Below are 25,907 nucleotides of genomic sequence, written 5' to 3'. Positions count from 1 at the left end.
AGCATTTCCCATATTCTTATGTACCCTCTACCACATTTTTTCCTTTGGCCTTTGCTCTGAGCAAAGCCTGATCGGCTTTTTGGAATAAAGCCAACCAATTATCAGCTCCCACAGTAACCCCAATGCTGAGCGATATCTGTATCGGCACTTCAAAGTCAGAAACAGAAATTTTCTTTTGATTTAATTTAAATCTAATATTTTCGGCCAATGTCAAAGCCTGTTCTAATTCAACATCTTCCATTAAAACCAAAAACTCATCCCCCCCATAACGAACAATCAGATCTGAACTCCGTACAGAAATTTTTAATTCTTCTGCCACCAGTTGAATCACCTGATCCCCAACCATATGGCCATGTTCGTCATTAACCCGCTTAAAATTATCAATATCAATAATCATCAGGCAAAGTTGCGATAAAGTCTGCGGATGCTGGGCTAAAATCGTTAAATAATCATCCAGCGCCAAACGATTAGACACGCCAGTTAGAGCATCCGTATTGGCAATATTGCGCAGCTGAAACTCCAATGCATCACGCTGCTGTAACATACGCTTTAATTTTTTAATTGCACTAAATAACAAAGCAAATTCGTCTTTTTTTCCCTGATGATCACTCGAACTCTCGACAACTCCATCTGAAAGTTCAAGAATTTGTTCTTGGGCTTGAATCAATGGATGAATAATACGTCTTTGCGCAAAACTCATGGTAAATAATGCGACGACAACAGATACAAGTGACAATAATAAAGTCAGAATAAACTGGCGCTCAGCTTTTTCCTTACGGTTTTCGGCAACATCTACACTGACGTCCAAAAGATATTTTTGTAAATTGACCACGGGCGTAAATTTATTGACGATACGCTCTGTTAATTGGGTACCAGTCATTGAATAAGCTTCATGACGACGACTTTCATCTAAAAGCTCGGAGACTAAAGCCACGCCTTGCTCTAAAAACTCATGCTTCAGTTGATCATGGAGTTTTTCATATTCTGGAGTTTTGGCATATTGCGGTTGTAAAGTATCGATCAAATTCCAAAGATACAATGCCTGATACTGCGTCTGAAGTGAACGCGCTCGATTCATATCCGGAATTTGCTCACTAAAACTGACAGGCGCAATAATATTAGAAGCCACTCTGCCCGCTTGATCGCGCAAATCTGACAGCAATAAAATCATGGTGATATAGTCAGAAAGCTGATTATCTACACTGTTTCTTTGAATCACAAATGCCCGTAAAATTTCACGGTAACTGTCCCAAGCAGCAAACATGGCCAGAACAGCATGATCATATTGCACTGATGTACGTGAAATATCTGGAAGTGCTGCATAATCATCGACCAAATCACGTGCTATTTTTAAATCATGTATCATGTCTTGCTGCAACTGAACCGCAACCTGATTTTGACCAATGACTTCCAGCAAAGCCACATTTTCACGAATATTTTGGTCTACACCTTGTCGATATTGCTCTAATGCTTTTCGATAAAAGTCTTGCTTGGCATAGGAACTCGACATCAATTTATTCGCAAAAGCCCTCTCTCTTGAGATTTCATTGGCGGTATGGGCCAATAATTTTAAAGATTGAATCCCAATTAAATCTTGTTGAGCAGACTGAAATGCTTGATAGCTATTAATAATCAAAGGAAAACAAATACACAGTAATGACAAGATAATCATCGTCATAAAAAGAAATAAGCGCTGACGAATAGACCTCAAACCTAACTTTTGCATATTTAGGTACGACTCCCCACGCCTGTGTCCGGATCCATATATCAACTGTATTATTTTCGATCTAATTGATTATATTAGCTTAAAAACTGCCTAATACCTAATACAAGGTTAATGATGAACACATCGCTTTAATTTATTGATTTTTCAAATAATAATTCCAGTAAGTAAACCGTATATTTTAAATTACTTGTGTTTAAATGTCTTCTAAGCGTGCAGCAATCCAATTCAAACACGAAAAACCCAGACACTATCTAACAAATCAATTAAAAAAATTAAAATAATCAATTTTACAGATTAAAAGTCTAAATTCATAATTAACACATATTCAGGAGTTATTCTTCTTTTATAGATTAAGCAATATCCTTCGGATGTGCTTCCCTACTAATATCCTTTTCGGCCCAACCACTCTCTTATCGGTTGGGTTTTTTTTATCTTAAATTTTAATGGCGAGCTATTTATAACTCCTAAAAATTGATTTATCTCATAAAAAAAGCCCAGCCTTGGGGAAAGCTGGGCATATAAAAGTTAAAACTTTAAAAACAATTTCAGTGGAGAATCTATAGACCAAATCCAAGCAAAATAGTCAAGATTCAATAATGATATTATCTAAATAAATTTGCTAGATGTAAAGCGCATTTACGCAAAATAGTATGTTTTTTCCATGATTTTTACCATTCTTTACAGAGGCCATCACACTTATTTAATTTGAATGTTAATTTTTTAACTGTTTTATACGTTTAACCCCCTTATGCTGCATTTTATTATTTCCAATATGTGACACAATTAACTTTTTATTGTTTAAATTTATTTAAAGTCACAAAAATTTGGTTTAGAAATACAAATTAATGAAAGTTTTTAACAATAATTTCAAATAAATTGATCAGTTTTTACAATTAAAAAACTGTCTATTTTTTATTCTTAATCCAAATTCTAGTTCAGTTTTTTATAGGATAGCTAATTGTAAAGAATGTACTTTTTGTAGGTTGACAACTTTTATTCTAAATGACCACTTTTTAATCAAGCACTTAAATGCTCTTGAGCGGCAATCAGTGACCGTCCTTTCTATCATTGACTTCATAATTTGTTACAATACAATGACGGCAGCTTAATTTTCTTGTTAATGCTGGAATCTATTATGAAAAAACTCGGTTTAGCCACTGCTTTACTTTTAGCCATGACCGGTGCACAAGCGTATCAAGTTGAAGTTCAGGGACAATCTGAATTCGTAGATACAACGGCAAATGATAAAAACTTTACAGGTGACCTTAACGGTACATTCTATTTTAAGGATGTTGATGCATCTAAAGGCCCTTTAGCAGAAGCAGCATTTTTAAATCAAGCGTCTAGCGTTTCTCTTGGTTATAGCTATCAGCAATACGATGAGAAAGACGGTATTAATTACAATATTGGTACCTATGGTGCAAAAGGTGAAGCTTATCTTCCAACACCTTATGTTCCTGTCTATGCAAGCGCATCATATAACCACACAGATGCTGATGGTAAAAATGCTATTTCTCGTGATGACCACGGTGACCGTTATGCATTAGAAGTGGGTGCAATGTTGCTACCTAACTTTTTAATGGCAGTGGGTTACACCAGTGTTGCTGACCAGTTCTCTTTAGACACTTTTGGTATCATGAATAATGGGATCTATTCTGCAGTAAATCAAACTGCGGCTATTCAGGATGACCAAGACGCAATTACTGCACGTGCTAAATATGTTGGCCCTATTGATGGCACCAATATGGCTGTTGGTTTTGAAGTTGCAGGTGCATTTGGTCAAGAAAACCAATACGGTTTAAAATCTGATCTTTACTTGACACCAAAACTCAGTGTGGGTGCTACATTTATCGGTAACGATGGCGAAGCAAACATCAAAGGTGATGACCTTGGTCGCTTTAAACAAGCTTGGGGTGGTCATGTAAATTACTTCATTACTCCAGCAGTTGCTGTAGGTGCATCTTATCTGAAAGCTGATGTGAAAGGTTCTGACCTTGACACTCAAACTATCGGTTTAAATGCAAAAGTTCGTTTCTAAGTAAACTGAATTTTAATAAAAAAAGAGGACTCTATATGAGTCCTCTTTTCATTTTAGTTGGTTCTCATCACATTTAAGAAATAAAGGTGACGTTCATACTGGTCAATAATATCCTGGATTAGATCTTCCTGTGTCCAGTCCATAACATCATAGTTTTGCCCACCTTCACGTAAGAAAACTTCAGCCTGAAAATACTCATCAATCTCTTGTGCATCAAGATTATCCACCATAAAACTTGGAGGAACTGTTTCACGTGAAACCACATTATAAATAAAATTAATTTCATCATGATGATCGACTTTAAGTACCAGACCATTTTCAGTATCTTCAATTTTTGCAGTTAAATGTCGACGTTTAAATTCTTTTTGAATACTTTCAAATGCTTTCTTAACAGTGTTCTGAATATAGTCATCTACTTCCTGCTTATTATGCGGATAATGCATAATTAAACCGAGGCGTTGCTGCCAACTTCTTGGATTCTGAATGGCACGTGGCGTAGTTCTTGCCTCTTGAATGGCCTGCATTTTGGTACTATCAATCCTCAATGCCTTAACCAAGCCCCAACAAATTAAAAGCATAATCACGGTAAATGGCAATGCACTCATAATCGTTGCAGACTGTAATGCGGTTAGGCCACCTGCCAGCAATAAAATAATTGCAAGTGCAGCCATAACCACAATCCAGAACAAACGTTGCCATACCGATGAGTTTTCAGATTTAGCCGTTAGATAATCCACAACTAACGCCCCTGAATCCGCAGAAGTGACAAAAAATAGCATGACCAAAATGGTTGCCAGTAAACTCATTACCCCAGACAAAGGTAAGGTTCCCAGAAACGCGAATAATGCAACGGATGAATCACCCTGAATAGCTCCAAGTAATCCTGTATTTCCTTGATGAATTACACTATACAATCCGGCATTGCCCATGAACCCCATCCAGATTAGAGTAAACCCAGTCGGAATAAATAAAACACCGATGATAAATTCACGAATGGTTCGCCCTTTAGAAACCCGAGCAATAAACATACCGACAAATGGAGACCAAGAAATCCACCATGCCCAATACATAATCGTCCAGCCACCAATCCAGCCTGTAGGTTGATAGGCATAAAGATTAAAGGTCATATCAAACAGGTTAGAAACATATTGCCCTGCATTTTGAATGGTGGTTTGAAGGAGGTAAATCGTTGAGCTGGCAAAAAACACAAACATTAATAAAATCAAAGCCAGAACCAGATTAAGTTCGGCGAGACGTTTAATCCCTTTATCCAGTCCCAATCCAACAGACAGTCCAGCCATCGCACTGACCACAATAATCAGGATCACCTGTGAGATTGCGGTTGTCTCTAAACCAAATAAATAGTTTAACCCTGAACCGATTTGAGTGACGCCGAAACCAAGCGTTGTGGCAACTCCAAAAATGGTTCCAATTGTTGCAAAAGTATCTACTGCATCCCCTGCTGGCCCATAAATTTTCTTGCCAATCAACGGATAAAGTGAGGAGCGAATTTTTAAAGGTAGATTATGCCGATAGGCAAAGTAAGCCAGTGATAAAGCCACGATAGCGTAGATTCCCCACGCATGTAGGCCCCAATGGAAAAAGGTAACACGCATTGCTTGCTGCGCGGCAAGAATCGTTTCCGGCTCTCCTGTCGGGGGCGTGACATAATGCATGATCGGTTCTGCAACCCCAAAAAACATTAAACCTATCCCCATTCCTGCTGTAAATAGCATGGCGAACCAAGAGCTATTACTATATTCAGGCTGACTATGATCAGGGCCTAATTTAATTTTACCGCTAGATGAACAGGCAATCACAATCAATAAAATCAAAAAAAGAGCAACGGATAATACATAAAACCAGCTAAACGATTCGGTAATCCAGTCTTTAAGCTGTTGAGTCAATAACTCAAATGAATTAGGCGTAACAATAACAATTGCGAGAAAAATCGCAATGATTGCAAGTGTACTAAAAAACACATTTGGATTGATATTACTCATCCAAGATGACGTTTTGGAAGGCATACATCCCCCAGATTATTTTTAATAAAGACGTGATCATCACAATCACACAAGACAACACAAAAAGTGAAACATGTATAAGAGCATGCTTATCTTTAAAGAACAGCAACTTGACTCTTAACTTTTATATTTTATGGAGAGTTTCCATAAAGAACGTTGTAGAGCTGTAACAGAATTTTATTGATCTTTATGCTCGGATTGTTTTGGCATATGTCGAATATACTGAAGCGCAATCAGACGCGAAACAATAACGGCCAAATACATGACGCCACCAAACATCTGAATAATGGCAATCACTCGCGCTGCTGCACCAGAAGGAACAATATCTGAAAGGCCCGTTGCAGATTGCAGACTAAAACTTAAAAACAATAAATCTAGCCAGCTTTTTAAACCCGTATAATCAGCCTTAATAAAACTGGTTGGCATAATCAACTGACAAATATTATAGAGAAATGCGAACCCCCAGGCGAGCAAAGTAAATACAGCTCCTGCAGCAAACAGCTCATCTTTGGTCAGATAACGATCAGCAAACATATAACGCAAAAGACCATACGCTGCATAGAAGTAAGCCAGACTTTCAAAACCATGCGCCATAATTTGTATAAATGGCTCACGATAGCCTAATAAAAGCAGAAAAGAGAATACGAAAGCGCCACTCACAAATAACAACCCCAATGCGGTAAAAGCAGGTGACTGTCGAATGACTTTTGCGATAATCAGTAACGCTAATGCTCCAAGCACCCAGCTAATGGCACGATAAGATAAATGACTATTATTGGTTAAGGATGAAAGAATTAAAATAAACAACTGCACGAGTAACAACCATGCTGAAGGCAATAAGCGAAAGCCTTGCCAGAATTCTTTCAATGTCTGCATTTTATGTCCAGTATTGTTGTTTTTTAACAAAAAAATTGCTTCAAGTTCTTCATTTTCAGCTCATCTTCGCTTGGCTTATGGCATAAAGTAAAGAGTGTCTATGTAAAAAGTATTTCACAGAAAATGCTCAAAATACTGCAACTTGTTACAGCCTAATATCGCATAATATTTTGAAATAATTCAATAAGGTGATAACAAATGAAACGCGCTTCACTATTTTTCACTCTAAGTTTGGCGTTTGTTTTGACAGCTTGTGGTAAAACCAACCCTATGCTGGAACAACATCCTGACTATATTGGCGATTGGCAAAGTAGCACCGATACCTTAAAAATAGAAAAGAACGGTCAAGTGACTTATAAACATAATGAACATCAAGATCAGAAAACCCCAGAGAGTGAAGTCAGCTTGACAGCACATTCTGATATTAAAGCGACCATTACCGAATTTAATGATAATAGCTTTGAAATTGGACAAGGCGAACTCAGCAAAGGCTTTAAAGTTGACCATGCGCCCTACAAGGAAAATGGTCAATGGAAAATGCAAATCAATGGCCAAGTTTATACCAAGAAATAAGATGCCCTAAAATATATCGGCATAATGTCAGCTTTCATTGATTAGAAAATAAAAAGACTGCCTTAAAAGGCAGTCTTTTTAGGTTTGACTTATTGATCAGATATTAGTGATCTGAAGCACCAGAGATCCCGACCCCTGTCATTGAGCGAACATATTGTGCATCAAATGCTTTACGTTCTGCTTGAGCACGTGCTGAGTTATCCGTAATAGAGAAGAACCAGCAGCACAGGAATGACAATGGCATTGCGAAGATTGCAGGGCCGTTGAATGGATTAATTGGTGTATCAGAGATCTTTAACGTATCGACCCACACTGCCTTAGACAGAATAATAAGTACCACAGCAGTTGTTAGACCTACTACACCACCGATGACTGCACCACGTGTAGTTAAGCCTTTCCAGAACATCGACAATACGAGGACTGGGAAGTTGGCACAACACGCAACCGAGAAAGCCAAACCGACCATGAATGCCACGTTTTGCTTTTCAAACAAGATGCCTAAAATCATCGCAAATATAGCAAGTCCCATTGTTGCAATTTTAGACATGCGTAATTCAGACTCAGGTGTAGTTTGACCTTTTCTAAATACGTTGGCATACAAGTCATGTGAAATCGCAGATGCGCCAGACAAGGTTAAACCAGCCACCACCGCAAGAATCGTTGCAAAAGCCACCGCTGAAATAAAGCCCATGAACAAGTCACCGCCCAATGCATCACTTAAATGCACCGCAGCCATGTTGTTACCACCTAAAAGCTCTAATTTACCTGTAACTGCTGCTTTAGCAACATCAAGAAATTGTGGATTGTTTGATACGAATAGAATTGCACCAAAACCAATAATGAAAGTAAGCAAGTAGAAGTAACCAATAAAACCTGTCGCAACCACAACTGATTTACGAGCTTCTTTAGCATCTTTTACAGTAAAGAAACGCATCAAAATATGTGGCAAACCTGCTGTACCAAACATTAAGGCCAAGCCTAGAGAAAGCGCATCAATCGGATTGGATGCCAAACTACCTGGCCCCATGATTTTAGCCGCATCTTCAAAGCTAATATGACGTACAGTCGAATAGACATCAATTGCTTGGTTAAACATATTGCTGAAGCTAAAGCCCACTGCTTTCATAACCATAAAGGCCATGAAAGTTGCACCAGAAAGTAAAAGTACTGCTTTAATGATCTGTACCCATGTGGTTGCCAACATGCCGCCAAAGATCACGTAAGCCATCATGAGCAAGCCTACAATTACCACTGCGATATTATAGTTCAAACCAAACAACAGTTTGATCAACTGCCCTGCACCCACCATTTGTGCAATCAGATAGAATGCAACAACCACTAGTGAGCTAAACGCAGCCAAAGTACGCACTGGTTTTTCTTCCAGACGGAATGACACTACATCGGACAGGTTATATTTACCCAGATTACGCAAACGTTCTGCGATCAGGAATAAAACGATTGGCCAACCCACCATAAAACCGAGTGAATAAAGTAAACCGTCAAAACCCGAGCTAAATACCATCGCGGAAATACCGAGGAAAGATGCGGCAGACATGTAGTCCCCCGCAATCGCCAGGCCATTCTGAAAACCAGAAATGCCCCCACCTGCAGTATAGAAATCTTTGGTATTTGTGGTTTGTTTAGCTGCCCATTTGGTAATGAACAAGGTTCCGCCCACAAAGATCACAAACATAATGATGGCATGCCAGTTAGTGGCTTGCTGCTGCGCCTGACCCAGATCAGGACTTGCCATTGCGACTGTGGATAACATCGCAGTGACTGCCATAATGGCTTGGGCCTTAAATGAATTCCATTTCATCATTAGTGTAATCCTTTCTCGTGAGCAATGGCCTCAACTTCTTTTAACGCATCTTCATTTAGTTGATCGAGCGTATTATTGGCAATATAGGAATACACGGCGCATAACACAAAAGATAATACGATAATGCCTAAACCTAAAGGAATTCCCCAAGTTGTCACACCACCGCTAAATGAACTCATTAAAAATTCTTTGTTGTATCCAACGAGTAGCATGAATCCGACATAAACAAACAACATAATTCCTGTGAGTGTCCAACTTAATGTCGCTTTCTTGCTAACCATTTTTTTAAATTTTGGATTTTGTAGAATTCGCTCTACCTGAACGTCATCCATAAACTACTCCTTTTACAGCGGCCATCGATGGGCGCTTTTTAATCCTTTTTCTTTACGCTACTAAATTAACAAGCTTGTATAAGGTTCGTAACTTAGACTTTGGTCGCTAAATTTTATACAAAATGAGAAGCTTTAGTTTAGCTTAAGGTATGATAGGCCAAGCGTTAAACAGTTTAGGTGCTATGAACAGCTGGCTTATTATTGGGGTATTGGCCCTTTATATTTTAGTCTTATTCCTCTGTGCTTTTTTTGGTGAAAAGCATGCCAGTCGTCTGAGTACACGCGGGCGAATGCTGTTGTTCAGCCTAACTTTAGGGGTTTATTGTTCATCCTGGACTTTTTATGGAGCGACAGGTGCTGCTGTTCGGGAAGGTATTATTTTCCTGCCGATTTACTTAGGCCCATTATTATTTATCTGGTTTGGGTATGACATTTGGCGACGTTTGGGTCGAGTACGCCGCCATCATGCGATTTCCTCTATTGCCGACTTTATTGCAGCACGCTATGGCAAAAGTGGCACTTTAGCATCACTGGTTACTATTCTTGCAGTGATCGCTATCATCCCCTATCTCGCCCTACAATTACGTGCTATTGCACTGAGTGCTTCAGTGGTGCTAGATCAAGGACCGCACTTAAATACGACCACCAATAGCGTCCTGTTGATGACAGGGGTGTTGGCGATACTGGCCATGATGTTCGGTACACGCCAAATCGCCAATACGGAACAACATGGCGGTTTAATGCTGGCAGTTGCGTTTGAATCTTTTGTTAAACTCTCTGCACTGATTTGTGTTGCGCTGTTTTTTATTTTTGAAACCCCAACCAACGTCCTCCAAATCAGCCATGATATTGCCAAAACTTTCCACGAAGTTCAGTTATTTGGTGTCCCTGAAACTTTCTGGATACAAACTTTGCTCGCAGGTTTGGCAATCATTTGCCTGCCTCGTCAGTTTCATGTGGCTGTAGTGGAGTTGCGGGATGAAAAACATATTCGTGGCGCACGACGCTGGTTTGCCGCGTATTTGATTTTAACCACTTTGGCAATTATTCCAATCGCCAGTTGGGCCCTACATGCGGCTCCACAATTTTTGACTATTCCTGATGTAGCCGTGCTGTCTTTACCGCTTAGTTATAATCAGGAATGGCTCACATTATTGGCTTTTCTGGGTGGTTTTTCCGCTTCTACTGGTATGTTGCTGGTGTCTTCTGTCGCACTGTCGATTATGCTGAGTAATGACTTAATCATGCCAGCCTTATGGCGCTTTAACCTGATTTCGCGCCACGATACTCGCTTACCACAAATGTTAAAATTTACCCGTCGCATTTGCATTCTAGCAGTCATGCTTCTGGGTTTTTTATTCTTTCATTTTTTCAATGACATTGACCAACTTTCAGTTTTCGGTTTACTGGCCTTTAGTGCCGTGGCCCAGTTTGCACCTGCCCTGATTGGAGGATTGTACTGGCGTGGGGGCAGTCGTCAAGGCGTTTATGCGGGACTGGTTGTTGGCTTTTTAATGTGGATGTACACACTATTACTGCCTACAATTTTAAGAAGCCTGCCTGATCAATATCAGGATTTTTCCTATCATTTTTTGACTTCAGGCCCTTTGGGGATCAGCTGGTTACGTCCAGAAGCACTCTTGGGTTTTGAATCTTTTGCTCCATTGACGCATGGTGTAATTTGGGCGCTTGGTCTAAATATTATTTTATATGTCTGGATTTCACGTATTTATCGTCCGAGCGTTGCAGAACAAATTCAGGCCGAAAGTTTCTTTTATTATGAAACCAAACCCCTGCCTGCTCACCAGACTTCGACAGATATGAATTATCTGCATCACGATGCAGCACGACTCCGAGTGGGTGATTTGATTACACTGGCCAAGCGCATTACTGGGGATCGACCAACACAACAAGCCTTTGAACAATTTAGCAATCAAAACAACGTTTTATTAAACGAACATAGTTTTGCCAATGGTATGTGGTGGCGTTTTACAGAACAATACTTGGCTGGAACCATCGGTGCAGCTTCTGCACGAACCTTGCTGACCACTGCCATGGTCAACAATGGTCTGGCTTTGGGACAAGTTGCTAATATTCTGGATCAAGCTTCTCAATGGCAACGTTTTAATCAAAACCTGCTCATGACCATGATTGATCATATGACACAAGGCGTGAGTGTCGTCGATGAAAATATGTGCCTGGTAGCATGGAATAATCAGTATCTGAAACTATTTGATTATCCCAAAGATCTGGTCTATGTCGGCTGTCCGATTGCCGATCTAATTCGTTACAATGCTGAACGCGGCGAATGCGGCCCCGGTTCAGTTGAAGAACACGTCCGCAAGCGTATTCATTGGATGCAGGTCGGTAGCGCTCATGAATTTGAACGTATTCGTAAAGACGGTCGTGTGATTCAGATGCGTGGTAATCCCATCGAGGGTGGAGGTTTTGTTACGACTTTTGCTGATATTACGGCGTTCCGTGAAAATGAAGCCATGCTGGAAGCACGAGTGATGGATCGAACTCAGCAGTTGGCAGATGCATTAACCGAACAGCAATTGGCACGGGAACAAGCAGACAAAGCCAATATGTCTAAAAGTCGATTCATTGCTGCAGCCAGTCATGATTTATTACAACCCATGCATGCGGCTCGACTGTTTAGTACCGTACTTGAACAAAGTGTGCATAGCGAACAGGAACGCCAAACCCTACAACAACTTGATCGCGCACTCTATGGGGCTGAAAGTATGTTGTCTGCCCTGCTCGACATTGCCCGTTTGGAAGGTGGTTCATTACAACCGAAACGACAAGCTTATCCATTGCATGATTTGCTGAGTGACCTTTCATTGCAGTTTAAATCGATTGCTGCGCAACGTAATATTCAGCTTAAAGTGCATGATGCACAATTCTGGATTGATACTGATCCTCAATGGATACGTCGTATTATTCAAAACTTTGTCAGTAATGCATTGCGCTATACTGCATCTGGTCGTGTAGTGGTGGGGGTGTTACGCTGTGCAAAAAAACCGCAGCACATACGCATAGGCGTATGGGATACAGGCCCAGGAATTTCAGAAGAACAGCGCATTAAGCTTTTTCAGGAGTTTGAACGTTGTGGACACACTTCACCTTGGGGTGAGCAAGGGCTGGGTTTAGGCTTAGCTATCGTGCAACGAATGACCAGTCTGCTGGACTATCCTGTGGAAGTGTATTCTGAGCTAGGCAAAGGCTCATGTTTTATGATTGAAGTTCCGACTGTTCCTGCTCCACAAAAGACAGTAATTACCACACAACAGAATATCGCAATGGTGGCGACAGGCTATCGGGTATTGTGTCTGGATAATGATGAAACCATTTTGGAAGGTATGGCGGCTTTATTATCCAAATGGGGCTATGATGTATTCAAAGCAACCGAACCTGAACAGGCCCTGAAAATGATCCAAACTGAGGATATTCAAGTTTGGCTGATTGATCAGCATTTAAATCAGGATCAACTTGGGCTCGATTTCATATTGGCCCATCGCCCTGCTGCAATTCCTGTGGCATTAATCACCGCAGATTCAGATCCTGAATTACCTCAGCGTTTAAAAGAAATGAATATCGTATTGTTGAAAAAACCACTGAAACCCGCTGGATTACGTGCTTGGTTATCAGGTCTAAAAATCCATTCATCTTCTTAAGTGAAGGTGAAATAGATACATTTTTCAGTTTAAGTTTACATTTAAATATGAAACTTGGCGTTTTATTTTGACTAGTAGGCGAAAGTGCTCAGAAAGAGCACTTTTTGCTATGACTTGATTGACGAAAGTTTTCAATTTTTAATTCACTATGGCAAAGACTCACCAAATTGTAAGAAATTTTTTGCACAGTTAGTTACAATTAAATAATTAATTGTTTTTTATAATAAATTAAAGATATAAGTACAATATAGAACTTTAGTCTAATACACCTTGCTTTCTGAATACTTCATAAAAAGAACAGTAAAAGTCGATTTCTTGATGGAGCAAGACCGTCACTATTTTGGCTGACCCAAACACAATGGAAATTGACAGAATTATTTTTAAAGGATAACGATCATGAACATTTCAGAGGCTGTTCCTCACGGTCAACATAAATCACTTCAGTTTTATCGTGAATATAGTGCCAATGCCATCCTCCCTGACATTGACTGGCAAAATTTATTTAACCATAGCAAATTGAATCCAACTCATGTACAAGCCTTAGACACCATTTATCGTAGTGCTGTACCCTTGGCATTAAATGTCTTCAATGAGCTTCATTTTGATGTATTTGCACCCGCTGCTTATCATCCACATGGTTTAGGTTTATTTGACAAGTTGGCCCAACAGGAAAATAAGCTGCTTGAGATACTTGAGACTGAAACGGCCACTCTTGATCATGCCACACGTCATCAAATTTGGAGCATGCTTCTGCGGGGTGGAGCCGTTTTGGTATTTAAGGCATGGTTAGGTCGTGTAAAAAATAATGCGGATGTACTCGATACCACCCAATTCGATGAACTCTCTGACTTACTGTTCATTAAAACTCCACCACAGCAGTTAGCACAACGTTTAGATGTAGAAGCGAGTGCTGACCTAGATCACATCTTTTTAATGTACGGTGATGATATTTTTCTTGACCGTTTTAATAGTTTGGAAACAGCCGCGCTATTTGTTGATTTGAGCGTTTATGATGCGGCATTTTTGAGTTTGCGTGATGACCGTGTCGCCGATTATTTAAAACAAAAAGGCTATGTGACTCAGGAGCAAATTGATGATTTACAATGCGCACTTAATCCTTTGTACTGTGACAGTGTTACTCTGAAACAAGATTGTCTTGCATAAGTGTAAAGATCTAAACCAGTTCTCAACGGCTGGTTTAGATCGTGTTATATATCTGCACGTGTGTTTTCATCGTTATACTCGTACAGACCTATCTTAACGTAATGCACCAATATAATGATGTGGTACTTCCTCTTGTTGCAGTTCGGCCTGTAATTCCGCACTGCTGCTTCTTAACCCAGAAGTCTTAGTTTCGTTATTCAGACTCTTTGTTAAAGCTTGGGTAGCAGCACCATTTAAAATCTTGTTTAATTTTTCTGCCAGATTTTTTAGTTCACGATCATCAACCGATGCAGCCAGATGCATAATTTCATGTGCATAGGCATCATTTTGTGCCATATAAACGGCATCAACCACTCTCCCAGTTTCACGGCGTAAACGCACATAAAGCTGTGTTGCTAAGGTAAATAATTCATTATTGACTAATGGATCATCTGTATAAATGGTTTTCATGTCCAAACTCCTGATTGATTTAAACAACAATGCCTGTGGTTTTTTTCACAGGACATTTGTATGGCCCGCATTCTCTTTTAAGGAATGTGTTCTCCATGTTGAGCCAGATCCAATCCAAGTTGTTCTTGTTCTTCATTCACTCTGAGACCGACGATTTTGTCGAGAATGAATAAAATTACAAATGAAATAAATGCACTATAAATAAAGGTGACTACGGCACCAATCGTTTGAGTCATGACACTCGCTTCAGCACCTGATAAGGTTTTTTGAGCAAATACACCGGTTAGAATTGCCCCAACGATCCCACCCACACCATGAATTCCAAATACATCTAGTGAGTCATCTGCTTTGAGCAATCGCTTCAAGCCCGTTGCACCCCAATAACAGCAAACTCCAGCCAATAAACCAATCATCAATGCACCGCTCACTCCGACAAAACCAGAAGCGGGCGTAATAGCAACCAAACCTGCGACTGCTCCTGAACAAGCACCTAATAAAGTTACTTTTTGGCGGGCTAAATATTCAACCAGACACCATGTTAATGCCCCTGCGGCTGTTGCAATCTGAGTAACCAGCATCGCCATACCTGCACGACCATCGGCGGCACCTGCTGAACCGGCATTAAAACCAAACCAGCCAATCCACAGCAAGGATGCTCCAATAAAGGTATACATCAGATTATTTGGAATAAACGGTTCACGACCATAACCACGACGCTTACCTAACATATAGGCACAAACCAATCCCGCGGCCCCCGCATTAATATGCACGACGGTACCACCTGCAAAGTCCAGCGCACCTAATTGAGCCAACCAACCACCTGGCTCCCACACCCAATGTGCGACAGGAACGTATACCAATAAAATCCAAAACACCATAAACAGCAACATGGCTGAAAAACGCATCCGCTCAGCAAATGCCCCTGTAATTAAAGCAGGGGTAATAATGGCAAAGGTCAGCTGAAACATGACCCAGACACTCTCTGGAATACTAGGAGCAATATGACTTACAGAAAGCTTTTGTTGTAATACATTAAAATCAACGCCATTTAACATGACGCGATCGAGTCCACCAATAAACGGTGAGTTAGGTGTAAAAGCCAGACTATAACCAATTACCACCCATAAAATAGTAGAAATGCACACGATGATTAAACTTTGCAAGGAAGTCGCCAATACGTTCTTTTTACGTACCATTCCTGCATAAAATAAGGCAATTCCTGGAATGGTCATCAACAATACTAGCGCAGTTGAGGTGAGCATCCATGCTGTATTTCCTGCGCTAATTGTACTCATGTCGGTCATATATGGTGCAGTTTCTGCCCAAACTCGCTGGGTGGATATAATCATCCCCAGTATTGCAATCATTGCATATTTCAATTGATTATTCTTCACACGCATCCCCCCAGGCCTCTCGTGCCCGCCCCTTTTGTAATTACTATTTAAATGATGACTAAGATGGATTTAGCAAAAAACGCGCCAACGACTTCTTTTTATTTTCTTTTTTAATTGAATTACTTAATTTAATATTAATAAGTGTGATGCATTTATCATTATTGCAAGTACATGACTAAACGATCATCTCTGTATTTTCCAAGCACAAAAAAGGATCTCGCTGGAGATCCTAATCATGAAAATAAATATCTTTTGTCTATTTTATTTTCGCTTTTCTTCAATATTTAATGCATTAATCGCAAGAACTGCTTGTGTACGGTTTTGTACACCTAACTTTCTGAAAATTGCGGTAACATGGGCTTTAATAGTCGCTTCTGAAACATCCAACTCATACGCGATTTGTTTATTTAACAAGCCTTCAGCCACCATCATTAAGACACGAAACTGTTGCGGTGTCAGCGATTGAATACGTTCAGCCAGTTCAGTTTCGTCGGCAGCCCGTGGATCAAAACTTACATTATTCGGCAAATTTGGCGGTAACCAAATTTCACCTTCTAGTACCTGACGAATCGCTTCACCAATATGACTTGGATGCGCAGATTTTGGAATGTAACCCATCGCGCCGTGTGCAATGGCTCGTTGAATGATAGAGGCTTCTTCATGCGCAGAAACAACAATAATCGGAATGGAAGGATACTGCGCCCGCACATGTACCAAAGCTGAAAAGCCAGATGCTCCTGGCAGGTTTAAATCCAGTAACACTAAATCAGGTTCAGCGCCACTTTCCAAACGCTCATAAAATTCATTGACGGCAGCAGTCTCATGAATCTGTGCTTGCGGAAAACTATATCGTACAGCTTGAATGAGAGCATGACGAAATAGCGGATGATCATCAACGATTAATATATTCATAAGCGAAATGAGAAATCTTTGGCACGGTCAGTTTATTCTAACCACACTCTGGCTATTAAGGATATGCCATATTACCCAATTTTTCGCCTAAATGTCGTATTGGCACGTAATTTTGGTCAATTTTTTCCAATTTTAAGTTCAGGAAAAAGTTCAGCAGTTTTTTATATAATCCAGTTTTAAAATTAGATAAATATATGATTTTATATTATATTCATAATATTCAAATAGTTAAATTTAAAAAAATAAAATCTATAAACACATTGTCGATATATCTTTAAAAAAGATAAGTTTTGGTAATTTCCTTATTTTACCTAGACCGCTCAATAGGAATTAATAAAGACAGTTTTATTGAGGTTATCGAGTTTATTCATGTCTAGTTCAAATGGTTCATTAAATCCTTTAAATATTGTTGCAGTTTCTGGTGGTTTAAATACTCCCTCTAAAACAGAAGCACTGGTTCAAAAAATTTTAAATGAACTGGGTGAAGCAACCCCAATCAATATACATTTTATTAAATTTAGTGAAATTGGACATTTGTTAGGGGGAGCAATTTATCGCAATCAATTACCACAACGTGTTCAGGATGATTTGGCCAAAGTTGAAGCGGCAGATGCGCTCATAGTCGGAACACCCGTTTATCGTGCTTCATTTACAGGGTTATTTAAACATTTTTTTGATTTTGTTGAACAAACTGCTTTGGTAGATGTACCTGTGCTTTTAGCAGCATCAGGTGGTAGTGATCGTCATGCGCTCGTATTAGAGCATCAGTTGCGTCCATTGTTCAGCTTTTTTCAGGCACAAACGTTACCAATCGGTGTATATGCCACAGATCGCGACTTCACACCTGAATATACCATTAAGAGTGAATTATTACGCGATCGCATCACCCTAGCAGTCGCCCGTGCCTTACCTATTCTGGAATGGGCACCTGCCAAAGGTCAGCGCGCGGAAGTGATTAAATCCAAAACAGAACAGGCCAATCAGAATTTAGGTATTAACAAACAAATTGAACAAGATGAAGTTCTGCCTTCTGCGGCGGTTCCAAATCTGGATGCAGCCGAATCACGCTTGCATCATAAAATTAATAAAAGTTTAAAAACCAACGTCGCTTAAGACGAATAAAACACATTTAGAGGGTTTGACGATGACACAATTTTCCTCTCAGCCGATTCAGTTTGCCTACTGGGTTCCCAATGTTAGTGGTGGACTTGTGGTGAGTAATATTGAACAGCGTACGGACTGGAGCTACGACTATAACGTACGTTTGGCGCAGGCCGCCGAAGCCAATGGCTTCGATTATGCGCTAACTCAGATCCGCTTTACAGCAGGTTATGGCGCAGAAAATCAACATGAGTCGGTGAGTTTTAGTCATGCCCTTTTAGCCAAAACTGAAAAGCTCAAAGTAATTGCCGCGATTTTACCTGGACCGTGGAAACCTGTACTCGCGGCTAAGCAGTTGGCGACTATTGATTATCTTACCCAGGGACGTATTGCCATTAATGTTGTTAGTGGTTGGTTTAGAGGCGAGTTTGATGCGATTGGAGAGGAATGGCCTGAACATGACGAACGTTATGCCCGTTCTGAAGAGTTTATTCGTAGCATTAAGGGCATCTGGACTACAGATCAATTTAATTTTGAGGGGAAATACTATCAATTTAAAGATTATACTTTAAAGCCTAAACCTCTACAAAAGCCGCATATTGAAATATTTCAGGGGGGTAGTTCACGTGCAGCACGGGATATGGCTTCACGGGTTTCTGATTGGTATTTCACCAATGGTAATACCGTAGAGGAAATTCAAAAGCAAATTGATGATATTCGAACCAAAGCCAAAGCGAATCATCATCAGGTTAAAATTGGAGTCAATGCGTTTATCATCGCCCGTGATACTGAAGAAGAAGCCAAAGCTGTGTTACAGGAAATTATTGATCAGGCCAACATCGAAGCAGTTAATGCTTTTGATGATGCAACCCGTCAGGCAGGCGCAGCCAGTCCTGAAGGTGAAGGCAATTGGGCAAAATCAACTTTTGAAGATTTGGTGCAATATAACGATGGCTTTAAAACTAATTTAATCGGAACTCCCCAACAAATTGCTGAGCGCATCGTGGCTCTAAAAAATGTAGGTGTTGATTTGATTCTTTCAGGTTTTCTGCATTTCATTGAAGAAGTAGAATATTTTGGGGAAAAAGTTCTGCCTTTAGTTCGCGAGCTAGAACAGCAACAATCCTTACAACCCTCTGCTAAATCTGCTTAATCAACACTAAATTAATAATATAAAAACAAGCAAGACGCCGTAATATAAAAAAGATTGGCCCCAAGACTCGGCTTGGGGCTTTTTATTTTGACTCGCTTAATTCATTGAATTGAAAGTAGGTTAAATCCAATTAATTTTATTTTAACTTAGAATTTTGCTCTTAGCGTTAAAGTGACGTTGCGTGGCTCTCCCCAATAAACACCGTTATAAAATCCAATTTCCTGATAATACTTTTCATCAAATAAATTATTAAATTGTAAGTTGGCACTTAAGTTTTTACTAAAATCATAACCGATATTGGCACTGGCTAGAAAATAGGCGTCTTGACGAATAAAGCCATCGGTATTACTAGGTGCGCCCCCCCATTTACGTTTCACTTCGCTTTGCCAATTTACACCGAATCCCACATTGAGTTTTTCTGCACCATCCCACCATGTTTCAGGTAATCTCAGATTAGTATACACTTTAACCAGATTTTGCGGCACGTTGGTTAAAGCACTCACTTGTGGAGAGCTCAGACTATTCACATATGTATAACCCGCACTAATATTCCAGCCTTTGGTAATTTGGCCAATAGCTTCTAGTTCAAAGCCTTCAACCTTATATCCATCACCTGATGCCATCATTGGATCGGCACCATCATCTGTTTTAATTCCTTGATTAATCGCCTCCAGATCACGAACTGCTACGTTCTCTTTTTCGGAGCGGAATATGGCAGCAGTCGCCAATAATTGTTCATTCAGCAAATTAGTCTTAACCCCAATTTCATAGGCTTTTCCTGTTTCTGGATCAAGAAATCTATTGTTCCGATCTTTGTTGGTACTTGGACTAAAAATATCGGTATAACTCGCGTAGGCTGTCACTAAAGGCGTAATGTCATAAGTAAGTCCGACATAGGGGGTAAAAGCATCTGCTTTTACATCACTTTTGCTTCCATTCGTTGCTTTGTATTCACTATATCGTCCACCCACAATCAGTTTAAGGGGATCGGTAATGCTTAAACGCACCGTACTGTAAACACCATAATTCTGTTGTTTCGCATCTTTACTTGCAGGTGTTACGGTATAATTTGGCTTAGCTGTGGCATTACCATTCCAGCTTTGCCAGTTATTAATCAAACATGATCCAGCAATATTATTAGGGATTGTTTCATTCTTTCCTGTACAGGTCACTTGGTCACCGATATTGCCATAAAGAGCACCTGTTGGAATATCATCGGAACGCTGATAACCATTTGCTCCCAGAATTAATTCATGTTCTCGATTAAATAATTTAAACGGTCCTGTAGCATATAATTCTAAATTTGTTTTTTTGGATTCTTGTGTCGGATAAACTGCTGACCACAGCCCTATGCCTGTACCATCAGGTTTTGGGAAACCATTTCCACCATAAGACATCAACCAGAAATTTTTTGAATAAGAATAAGAAGCTGCGGCTTTAACCAGCCAGTCATTTGCAAATTTATAACTTAAGTCGGCAAACGCAGTACGATCATTCTGACTAATCGTATTCCAGCGATTCGCCAAACTAAAATTGCGTGGTAAGTTGGCTAAACTGCCATCTGCATTCCAATAAGGCACAGTACCCCAAGTGGAACCTTTAGGTTGATTATCCTGATACTGAAACCCAATGCTTCCTGTTAGTTGATCTGAAAAATCAGCCTCTACCATCGCCATTGCTGCTGTGGACTCTAATGAATAATAATCCATATAGGAGTCACCCTGCTCATGCATCGCCATAACACGACTGCGTACACGTCCATCTTGTGTCAGTGGTACAGAAACATCCTCTTCATTACGAATCGTATCCCAACGGCTAAATGAGGTAGAAGCATATCCTGATAATTCTTTGCTAGGACGCTTACGGATCATATTGATGGTAGCTGAAGGATTCCCAGTAGAACCCGTTAATCCTGTTGCACCTTTTACAACCTCAATTCGATCAAAAAAGAAGCTATCTGTGCGTGGGCTATTATCACCAATGGGCATCCCATCAATTTGACGATTGGTAATTGAATAACCACGGCTATAGTATGCAGACCGTTCACTATCAAGCTTTGTTACCGTGACCCCTGGCGTCGCCATTAAAACATCATCAATAATATTTAAATTTCTTTGTTCAATCTGCTCACGTGTAATCACACTGACAGACTGAGGCGTTTCCTGAATACTCAAAGTTAATTTAGCAGATCCTTTCGAAGTTTTGGCTTTATAACTTCCAGTGCCCTCAGTTTTATCCCCTTGTTCATCTGCATGTAAAACGATGGAAGGAAGTACAGCAGTTTCTTGATCTGAAGATTCTTCTTTTGCAACCGCTATAGGGGAAATACTTGAAAGAAGAAGTGAAAATATAGCAAGTGATAAAGGGGTTTGAACGAAGGAAGGCATTTTAAGTCAATTGAATATTAATATTAACAATAATAATTATCATTCAATACAAACATAAAAACAACAATCCCTCCATATTTCCACTAATTTACTATGTAACTCCTCAGAAAATTAAGAATAAAAACTTGGTTCAGGTACTTTCTCAGTTAACACCCACTCCCCGACTTCCTGATATTTATAATCGATCGGGTCGTGTAAAGTCTGAGTACGTACATTTCGCCAAAACCGATCCAAATTTAGTTGAGCAGTCGTGGCACGTGCACCCATTACCTGAAAAATGTTTTGGCTAATGAAAAGACTTGTTTGGGTTGCTGCTATTTTTGCTGTGGCTATTGCAATGGATACTTCGCCACGTTGTTGGGCAGTCAATTGTTCACCCTGCTGCCATGCTTGTTGTAAGTGCTTAATTGCTTTTTCCGACAACAACCGAACACTTTCAAGCTGAACATAAAATTCGGCAAAATGTTTTTGAATGTACGGATCCTGTATAGCGGTCTCAACTGGTGCTTTAAACCATGCTTTTTGATGCTGAACTGCTTGTCTCGCCGTTTCAAAAGCGCCCTCTGCCACTCCCAAAAATAAATGCACAAATATCAACTGGGCGATCAATGGTCTTAAACTGGCAAAAGGCGTACTTAATGGCCCTGGATGAAGTAATAATTCATCTTTTAAAATTTTAACCTGTTCAAAATGGGTCGTACCACTATCGGTTTGGCGTTGTCCCATATTATTCCAGTCACCTCGAAAATGGAGACCTTCGCGTTGACTTGGAATTACACCAATTAATAATTTATCGTTCAAATAACCTGAACAAAGTAAAATATCTGAATCCATAGACCCCGAACAAAAGCTTTTATCTCCATGAAAGAGGTATTCGTCTTCACTTAATTGTTCAACTTGAACGCGCTGATCCAATGGATTTAGCGCATTCCCCCAAAATAATTGTTGTTGCGTTGTTTGCTCAAACCATTGGGCATATTGGTCAGGTTTGGAAAATAATTGCACCGTAGCAATAAGTAAATGATGAAATCCGTAAACATGTGCCAGTGAACTATCAGCCTGTGCAATAATTTGAATAGTCTTAAAAATCGTCGCCCAGTCTGCCTCGACTCCTCCATATTGTTTAGGAATAGACAAACTCAATAGCCCGCTGGCACGAAGTTGATCGCGCTCTGTTTTAGGGTTGCCCCCCTGTTTATCACGAACTGCTGCCGTTTTTGAAAATTCTGACGCCAATAGCTGAGCAATTTCAACTGGATCAGTATTAAGTGAGAAATCAGCGGCATTCATGTTTTTCATCCTTGCTTTATTTTTTAAATCAAATAGGTAGCCTAACAAAATTAAGCTCGATGCTTTATCACAATCTTTAAAATACTCAGCATTAAAATAAAAATACCGCCTTGTCGACGGTATTTTCATCAGTTAATTTTAACGATCTGGATAGACCGTTGCAATCAAATGTTCAACCACTGCGGGTTCGGCCAAGGTCGACGTATCACCCAAACTATCGAGTTCATTTGCTGCGATCTTACGTAAAATACGACGCATAATTTTCCCTGAACGGGTTTTAGGCAAAGCTGGTGCCCAGTGTAAAGCATCAGGGGTTGCTATCGGCCCCAACTGTTTGCGGACCCATTGTACTAATTCTGCTCGCAATTCTTCAGATTCAGATATGCCTGCCTGTAAGGTCACAAAGGTACAAATACCTTGCCCCTTAATTTCATGTGGCATTCCCACAACGGCGGCTTCAGCAACATGTTCATGGGCCACTAACGCACTTTCAATTTCAGCAGTTCCCAAACGATGTCCAGATACGTTTAGCACATCATCGACACGCCCAGTAATCCAGTAATAACCATCTTTATCACGGCGCGCACCGTCACCAGTAAAGTAGCGACCCGGAAATGTAGAGAAATAAGCGTCAATGAAGCGCTGAGGATCTCCCCAAATAGTTCGCATCTGACCCGGCCATGAATCCTTGATCACCAAATTACCCTCAGCTTCACCTTCAAGTTCATTGCCCTCACCATCTACCAGTGCAGGCTGTACCCCAAAATAAGGCCACGTCGCTGAACCTGGTTTTAATGCCGTCGCTCCGGGTAATGGAGCAATCAAAATACCACCTGTTTCGGTTTGCCACCATGTGTCTACTACAGGGCAACGAGCTTCTCCCACTACATTGTAGTACCATGACCAAGCTTCAGGATTAATCGGTTCTCCAACAGTACCTAAAAGACGTAAACTGCTGCGATCGCTTTCACGTACATAGGCATCACCTTCACGCATCATGGAACGAATAGCTGTTGGAGCCGTATATAAAATAGTGACATTATGTTTATCGACAATATGTCCAATCCGAGCCCATGTTGGGTATTGTGGAACGCCCTCAAACATTAACGTAGTGGTGCCATTGGATAATGGTCCGTAAATCAAATAACTATGTCCAGTAATCCAGCCAACATCCGCAGTACACCAATAAATATCGTCCTGTTTTAAATCAAAGACCTCTCTAAACGTCGAATTCACATAGACCAGATAGCCACCTGTGGTATGCAACACTCCTTTCGGCTTTCCGGTTGAACCAGATGTGTAAAGTATAAAAAGAGGATCCTCAGCTTTCATTGGTTCAGGTGGACAGATCTCATTGACCTCAGTAATCACCTCGTGATACCAAAGATCTCGTCCTTTTTCGAAATGAATTGGATTACCTGTACGATGTACCACGATGACATGCTCTACACTGCTGGTTCCATCAAGTTTCAGCGCTTCATCGACACTTTCCTTGAGTGGTAGCTGTTTGCCACCACGCATTCCTGCATCAGCGGTAATGACCAGTTTTGCCTGACTATCTTCAATACGACTGGCCAGTGAATCGGGAGAAAATCCCCCAAAAACCACACAATGTACCGCGCCAATTCTGGCACAGGCTAACATCGCAATTGCAGCCTCGGAGACCATTGGCATGTACAACACCACACGATCGCCCTTAGTTACACCGTATTTTTTTAAGACATTGGCAAATCGGCAAACCTCGTCGTATAACTCTTTAAATGAAATAATTTTATGGCGTGATGGGTGGTCACCTTCCCAAATAATCGCAGGTTTGTGTGGGTGTTCTTTCAGGTGTCGATCCAAACAGTTAGCACAAACATTTAATTCACCATCGGCGAACCATTCGATCTTAAAGTTTTCTGCCTCATAATTGGTATTTTTAACCTGAGTAAAGGGTTTCATCCAGTCCAGTCGTTTCGCTTCCGCTGCCCAGAACTCCTCAGGTTGTTCAATCGATTTCTGATAACGCTCAAAATAATCCGCTTCAAGCGTCCGCGCTGTTTTTTTGAATTCTTCGGGTACTGGATAGATTTCATTCATGCTGTTCCCTTCCTTGATATTTGATATCTCATCTCGAGACTTTGTCACTGGTCATTTACTTATTGATTTTTCTTTACCTTTAAGCAGTATGAACACAGCTTAAAAGTGCACACAATAATGCTTTGGTCTTAGTCCAACATAGCCTAAATTTTTATTTCAGACATTATCTTTTCTAACAAAATTATTGATTTTTTGTGTACTTAGCTATACTTTTTTTAATGAAGATTTCAAAATACCGCCTCATCAATTTTTAAAAACTGTAACATTTCATCCTGATATAAACATTCAAAATAAATGAGGAAAATATGACACAGCCAACTCCTAATTCTCCTTTCTTCTCAAGAAATAGTATTGAAGTAAAAGATAATCCACTTTCCCCCAATGGCCGTTTTAATCGCCTCAGTTATTTAGGCTGGTACGGTTTTTTAAATATCGTGACTGTCATTGTTTATCTAGCTTTGGGCGTATTTGTTGGAGTGTTTAGCCTTAATACCTTTTCCATTAATGATCGGGTCATAGATCTATTTAGTGGTGCAATGGGGGTCGGTGTGGTGATCTTATGGGTAGTCGTAGCGTATTTTCATATTGTTTTTTTAGTGCGCCGTTTACATGACGCTAATCGCAGTGGCTGGTTATGTTTATTATTACTAATACCAATCGTACAATTCCTGTTTATGCTTTATGTGATTTTTGCTCCGGGTAGCAAAGGCTTTAATGATTATGGCGCACCTCGTAGCTCGGCAGTCTGGGAAAAAATACTTGCTTGGCTTATGATTATTGTGATGATTTTAAGTCTATTTTCTATTGCTAGCCTGATTTCATTTATGTCCAGTACTGGCGAATTGCAAAGCCCTACACAGATCGTACAAAAAGGCACAAGCTATTTCTAAACTTAGCTGGAAC

18 protein-coding genes are annotated in these 25,907 nt (G+C 40.1%); 7 read left to right on the top strand and 11 right to left on the bottom strand.

Annotated elements, in window-relative coordinates; genetic code table 11:
- Positions 1-16: 16 nt before the first annotated feature.
- Positions 17-1,726 carry a sensor domain-containing diguanylate cyclase gene (locus IAE20_RS00825; protein WP_200481996.1) on the bottom strand — a complete coding sequence of 570 codons (1,710 nt, stop codon included), beginning with the start codon at positions 1,724-1,726 and terminating at the stop codon, positions 17-19.
- A gap of 1,135 nt (positions 1,727-2,861) precedes the next feature.
- Between IAE20_RS00825 and omp33-36 the strand changes: the two genes are divergently transcribed.
- Positions 2,862-3,764 (top strand): porin Omp33-36, encoded by a 903-nt coding sequence (gene omp33-36, locus IAE20_RS00820; RefSeq protein WP_200459054.1) that lies wholly within the window; start codon positions 2,862-2,864, stop codon positions 3,762-3,764.
- 53 nt (positions 3,765-3,817) lie between these two features.
- On the opposite strand, the gene IAE20_RS00815 is transcribed toward omp33-36, so the two are convergent.
- Both IAE20_RS00815 and IAE20_RS00810 read right to left on the bottom strand, forming a co-directional pair.
- On the bottom strand, positions 3,818-5,791 hold the full coding sequence (locus tag IAE20_RS00815) for a BCCT family transporter (RefSeq protein ID WP_200481997.1): 1,974 nt from the start codon (positions 5,789-5,791) through the stop codon (positions 3,818-3,820).
- Between the two features lie 174 nt (positions 5,792-5,965).
- Positions 5,966-6,664: an ion channel gene (locus tag IAE20_RS00810; protein ID WP_200481998.1), complete on the bottom strand. Its 699-nt coding sequence runs from the start codon at positions 6,662-6,664 to the stop codon at positions 5,966-5,968.
- 198 nt (positions 6,665-6,862) lie between these two features.
- Between IAE20_RS00810 and IAE20_RS00805 the strand changes: the two genes are divergently transcribed.
- A complete protein-coding gene (locus tag IAE20_RS00805; protein ID WP_200459051.1) occupies positions 6,863-7,237 on the top strand; it encodes a hypothetical protein in 375 nt (124 codons plus the stop codon).
- Between the two features lie 103 nt (positions 7,238-7,340).
- Here IAE20_RS00805 and IAE20_RS00800 read toward each other — a convergent pair whose 3' ends face one another.
- Positions 7,341-9,056, bottom strand: a complete 1,716-nt coding sequence (locus IAE20_RS00800; protein ID WP_200459360.1) for a cation acetate symporter — start codon at positions 9,054-9,056, stop codon at positions 7,341-7,343.
- A 2-nt stretch (positions 9,057-9,058) separates the two neighbouring features.
- Positions 9,059-9,391: a DUF485 domain-containing protein gene (locus IAE20_RS00795; RefSeq protein WP_200459050.1), complete on the bottom strand. Its 333-nt coding sequence runs from the start codon at positions 9,389-9,391 to the stop codon at positions 9,059-9,061.
- A 182-nt stretch (positions 9,392-9,573) separates the two neighbouring features.
- Between IAE20_RS00795 and IAE20_RS00790 the strand changes: the two genes are divergently transcribed.
- Together IAE20_RS00790 and IAE20_RS00785 are read left to right on the top strand one after the other, a co-directional pair.
- On the top strand, positions 9,574-13,071 hold the full coding sequence (locus IAE20_RS00790; RefSeq protein ID WP_200459049.1) for a PAS domain-containing hybrid sensor histidine kinase/response regulator: 3,498 nt from the start codon (positions 9,574-9,576) through the stop codon (positions 13,069-13,071).
- A gap of 396 nt (positions 13,072-13,467) precedes the next feature.
- Entirely contained in the window at positions 13,468-14,235 is a 768-nt protein-coding gene (locus IAE20_RS00785; RefSeq protein WP_200481999.1) for a hypothetical protein, read from the top strand.
- A 93-nt stretch (positions 14,236-14,328) separates the two neighbouring features.
- On the opposite strand, the gene IAE20_RS00780 is transcribed toward IAE20_RS00785, so the two are convergent.
- The 3 genes from IAE20_RS00780 to IAE20_RS00770 all read right to left on the bottom strand — a co-directional run bounded on the left by IAE20_RS00780 (position 14,329) and on the right by IAE20_RS00770 (position 16,991).
- The gene (locus IAE20_RS00780) at positions 14,329-14,685 is read right to left on the bottom strand and encodes a hypothetical protein (protein ID WP_200482000.1); all 357 of its coding nucleotides are present in this window, start codon (positions 14,683-14,685) and stop codon (positions 14,329-14,331) included.
- Positions 14,686-14,762: 77 nt separating this feature from the next.
- The gene (locus IAE20_RS00775; protein WP_200482001.1) at positions 14,763-16,079 is read right to left on the bottom strand and encodes an ammonium transporter; all 1,317 of its coding nucleotides are present in this window, start codon (positions 16,077-16,079) and stop codon (positions 14,763-14,765) included.
- Between the two features lie 261 nt (positions 16,080-16,340).
- The gene (locus tag IAE20_RS00770) at positions 16,341-16,991 is read right to left on the bottom strand and encodes a response regulator (protein WP_200459045.1); all 651 of its coding nucleotides are present in this window, start codon (positions 16,989-16,991) and stop codon (positions 16,341-16,343) included.
- 369 nt (positions 16,992-17,360) lie between these two features.
- Between IAE20_RS00770 and msuE the strand changes: the two genes are divergently transcribed.
- Both msuE and sfnG read left to right on the top strand, forming a co-directional pair.
- On the top strand, positions 17,361-18,104 hold the full coding sequence (msuE, locus tag IAE20_RS00765; protein WP_200482002.1) for an FMN reductase: 744 nt from the start codon (positions 17,361-17,363) through the stop codon (positions 18,102-18,104).
- A gap of 31 nt (positions 18,105-18,135) precedes the next feature.
- Positions 18,136-19,245 (top strand): dimethylsulfone monooxygenase SfnG, encoded by a 1,110-nt coding sequence (sfnG, locus tag IAE20_RS00760; protein ID WP_200482003.1) that lies wholly within the window; start codon positions 18,136-18,138, stop codon positions 19,243-19,245.
- A 146-nt stretch (positions 19,246-19,391) separates the two neighbouring features.
- Here the strand turns inward: sfnG and IAE20_RS00755 are convergent, their stop codons facing one another.
- The 3 genes from IAE20_RS00755 to acs all read right to left on the bottom strand — a co-directional run bounded on the left by IAE20_RS00755 (position 19,392) and on the right by acs (position 25,004).
- Positions 19,392-21,632 (bottom strand): TonB-dependent siderophore receptor, encoded by a 2,241-nt coding sequence (locus IAE20_RS00755; protein ID WP_200482004.1) that lies wholly within the window; start codon positions 21,630-21,632, stop codon positions 19,392-19,394.
- Between the two features lie 111 nt (positions 21,633-21,743).
- Complete coding sequence (locus tag IAE20_RS00750; RefSeq protein ID WP_200482005.1) at positions 21,744-22,922, bottom strand: acyl-CoA dehydrogenase family protein; 1,179 nt, start codon at positions 22,920-22,922, stop codon at positions 21,744-21,746.
- A gap of 138 nt (positions 22,923-23,060) precedes the next feature.
- Positions 23,061-25,004, bottom strand: a complete 1,944-nt coding sequence (acs, locus tag IAE20_RS00745; RefSeq protein ID WP_200482006.1) for an acetate--CoA ligase — start codon at positions 25,002-25,004, stop codon at positions 23,061-23,063.
- Positions 25,005-25,309: 305 nt separating this feature from the next.
- On the opposite strand from acs, the gene IAE20_RS00740 reads away from it, so the two are divergent.
- Complete coding sequence (locus IAE20_RS00740) at positions 25,310-25,894, top strand: DUF805 domain-containing protein (protein WP_200482007.1); 585 nt, start codon at positions 25,310-25,312, stop codon at positions 25,892-25,894.
- Positions 25,895-25,907: the final 13 nt, after the last annotated feature.

It is taken from the genome of Acinetobacter sp. S54 (assembly GCF_016624945.1).
Classification (GTDB): domain Bacteria; phylum Pseudomonadota; class Gammaproteobacteria; order Pseudomonadales; family Moraxellaceae; genus Acinetobacter.
This window is presented reverse-complemented; position numbering and strand designations above follow the sequence as displayed.

Bases quoted from the DNA above. Each gene is read 5' to 3' on its own strand.
- omp33-36 (WP_200459054.1), top strand. From the start codon at position 2,862: ATGAAAAAACTCGGTTTAGCCACTGCTTTACTTTTAGCCATGACCGGT.
- IAE20_RS00795 (WP_200459050.1), bottom strand. From the start codon at position 9,391: ATGGATGACGTTCAGGTAGAGCGAATTCTACAAAATCCAAAATTTAAA.
- IAE20_RS00805 (WP_200459051.1), top strand. From the start codon at position 6,863: ATGAAACGCGCTTCACTATTTTTCACTCTAAGTTTGGCGTTTGTTTTG.
- IAE20_RS00770 (WP_200459045.1), bottom strand. From the start codon at position 16,991: ATGAATATATTAATCGTTGATGATCATCCGCTATTTCGTCATGCTCTC.
- IAE20_RS00810 (WP_200481998.1), bottom strand. From the start codon at position 6,664: ATGCAGACATTGAAAGAATTCTGGCAAGGCTTTCGCTTATTGCCTTCA.
- IAE20_RS00755 (WP_200482004.1), bottom strand. From the start codon at position 21,632: ATGCCTTCCTTCGTTCAAACCCCTTTATCACTTGCTATATTTTCACTT.
- IAE20_RS00800 (WP_200459360.1), bottom strand. From the start codon at position 9,056: ATGAAATGGAATTCATTTAAGGCCCAAGCCATTATGGCAGTCACTGCG.
- IAE20_RS00815 (WP_200481997.1), bottom strand. From the start codon at position 5,791: ATGCCTTCCAAAACGTCATCTTGGATGAGTAATATCAATCCAAATGTG.
- sfnG (WP_200482003.1), top strand. From the start codon at position 18,136: ATGACACAATTTTCCTCTCAGCCGATTCAGTTTGCCTACTGGGTTCCC.
- IAE20_RS00785 (WP_200481999.1), top strand. From the start codon at position 13,468: ATGAACATTTCAGAGGCTGTTCCTCACGGTCAACATAAATCACTTCAG.
- IAE20_RS00740 (WP_200482007.1), top strand. From the start codon at position 25,310: ATGACACAGCCAACTCCTAATTCTCCTTTCTTCTCAAGAAATAGTATT.
- IAE20_RS00750 (WP_200482005.1), bottom strand. From the start codon at position 22,922: ATGAATGCCGCTGATTTCTCACTTAATACTGATCCAGTTGAAATTGCT.
- acs (WP_200482006.1), bottom strand. From the start codon at position 25,004: ATGAATGAAATCTATCCAGTACCCGAAGAATTCAAAAAAACAGCGCGG.
- msuE (WP_200482002.1), top strand. From the start codon at position 17,361: ATGTCTAGTTCAAATGGTTCATTAAATCCTTTAAATATTGTTGCAGTT.
- IAE20_RS00790 (WP_200459049.1), top strand. From the start codon at position 9,574: ATGAACAGCTGGCTTATTATTGGGGTATTGGCCCTTTATATTTTAGTC.
- IAE20_RS00825 (WP_200481996.1), bottom strand. From the start codon at position 1,726: ATGCAAAAGTTAGGTTTGAGGTCTATTCGTCAGCGCTTATTTCTTTTT.
- IAE20_RS00780 (WP_200482000.1), bottom strand. From the start codon at position 14,685: ATGAAAACCATTTATACAGATGATCCATTAGTCAATAATGAATTATTT.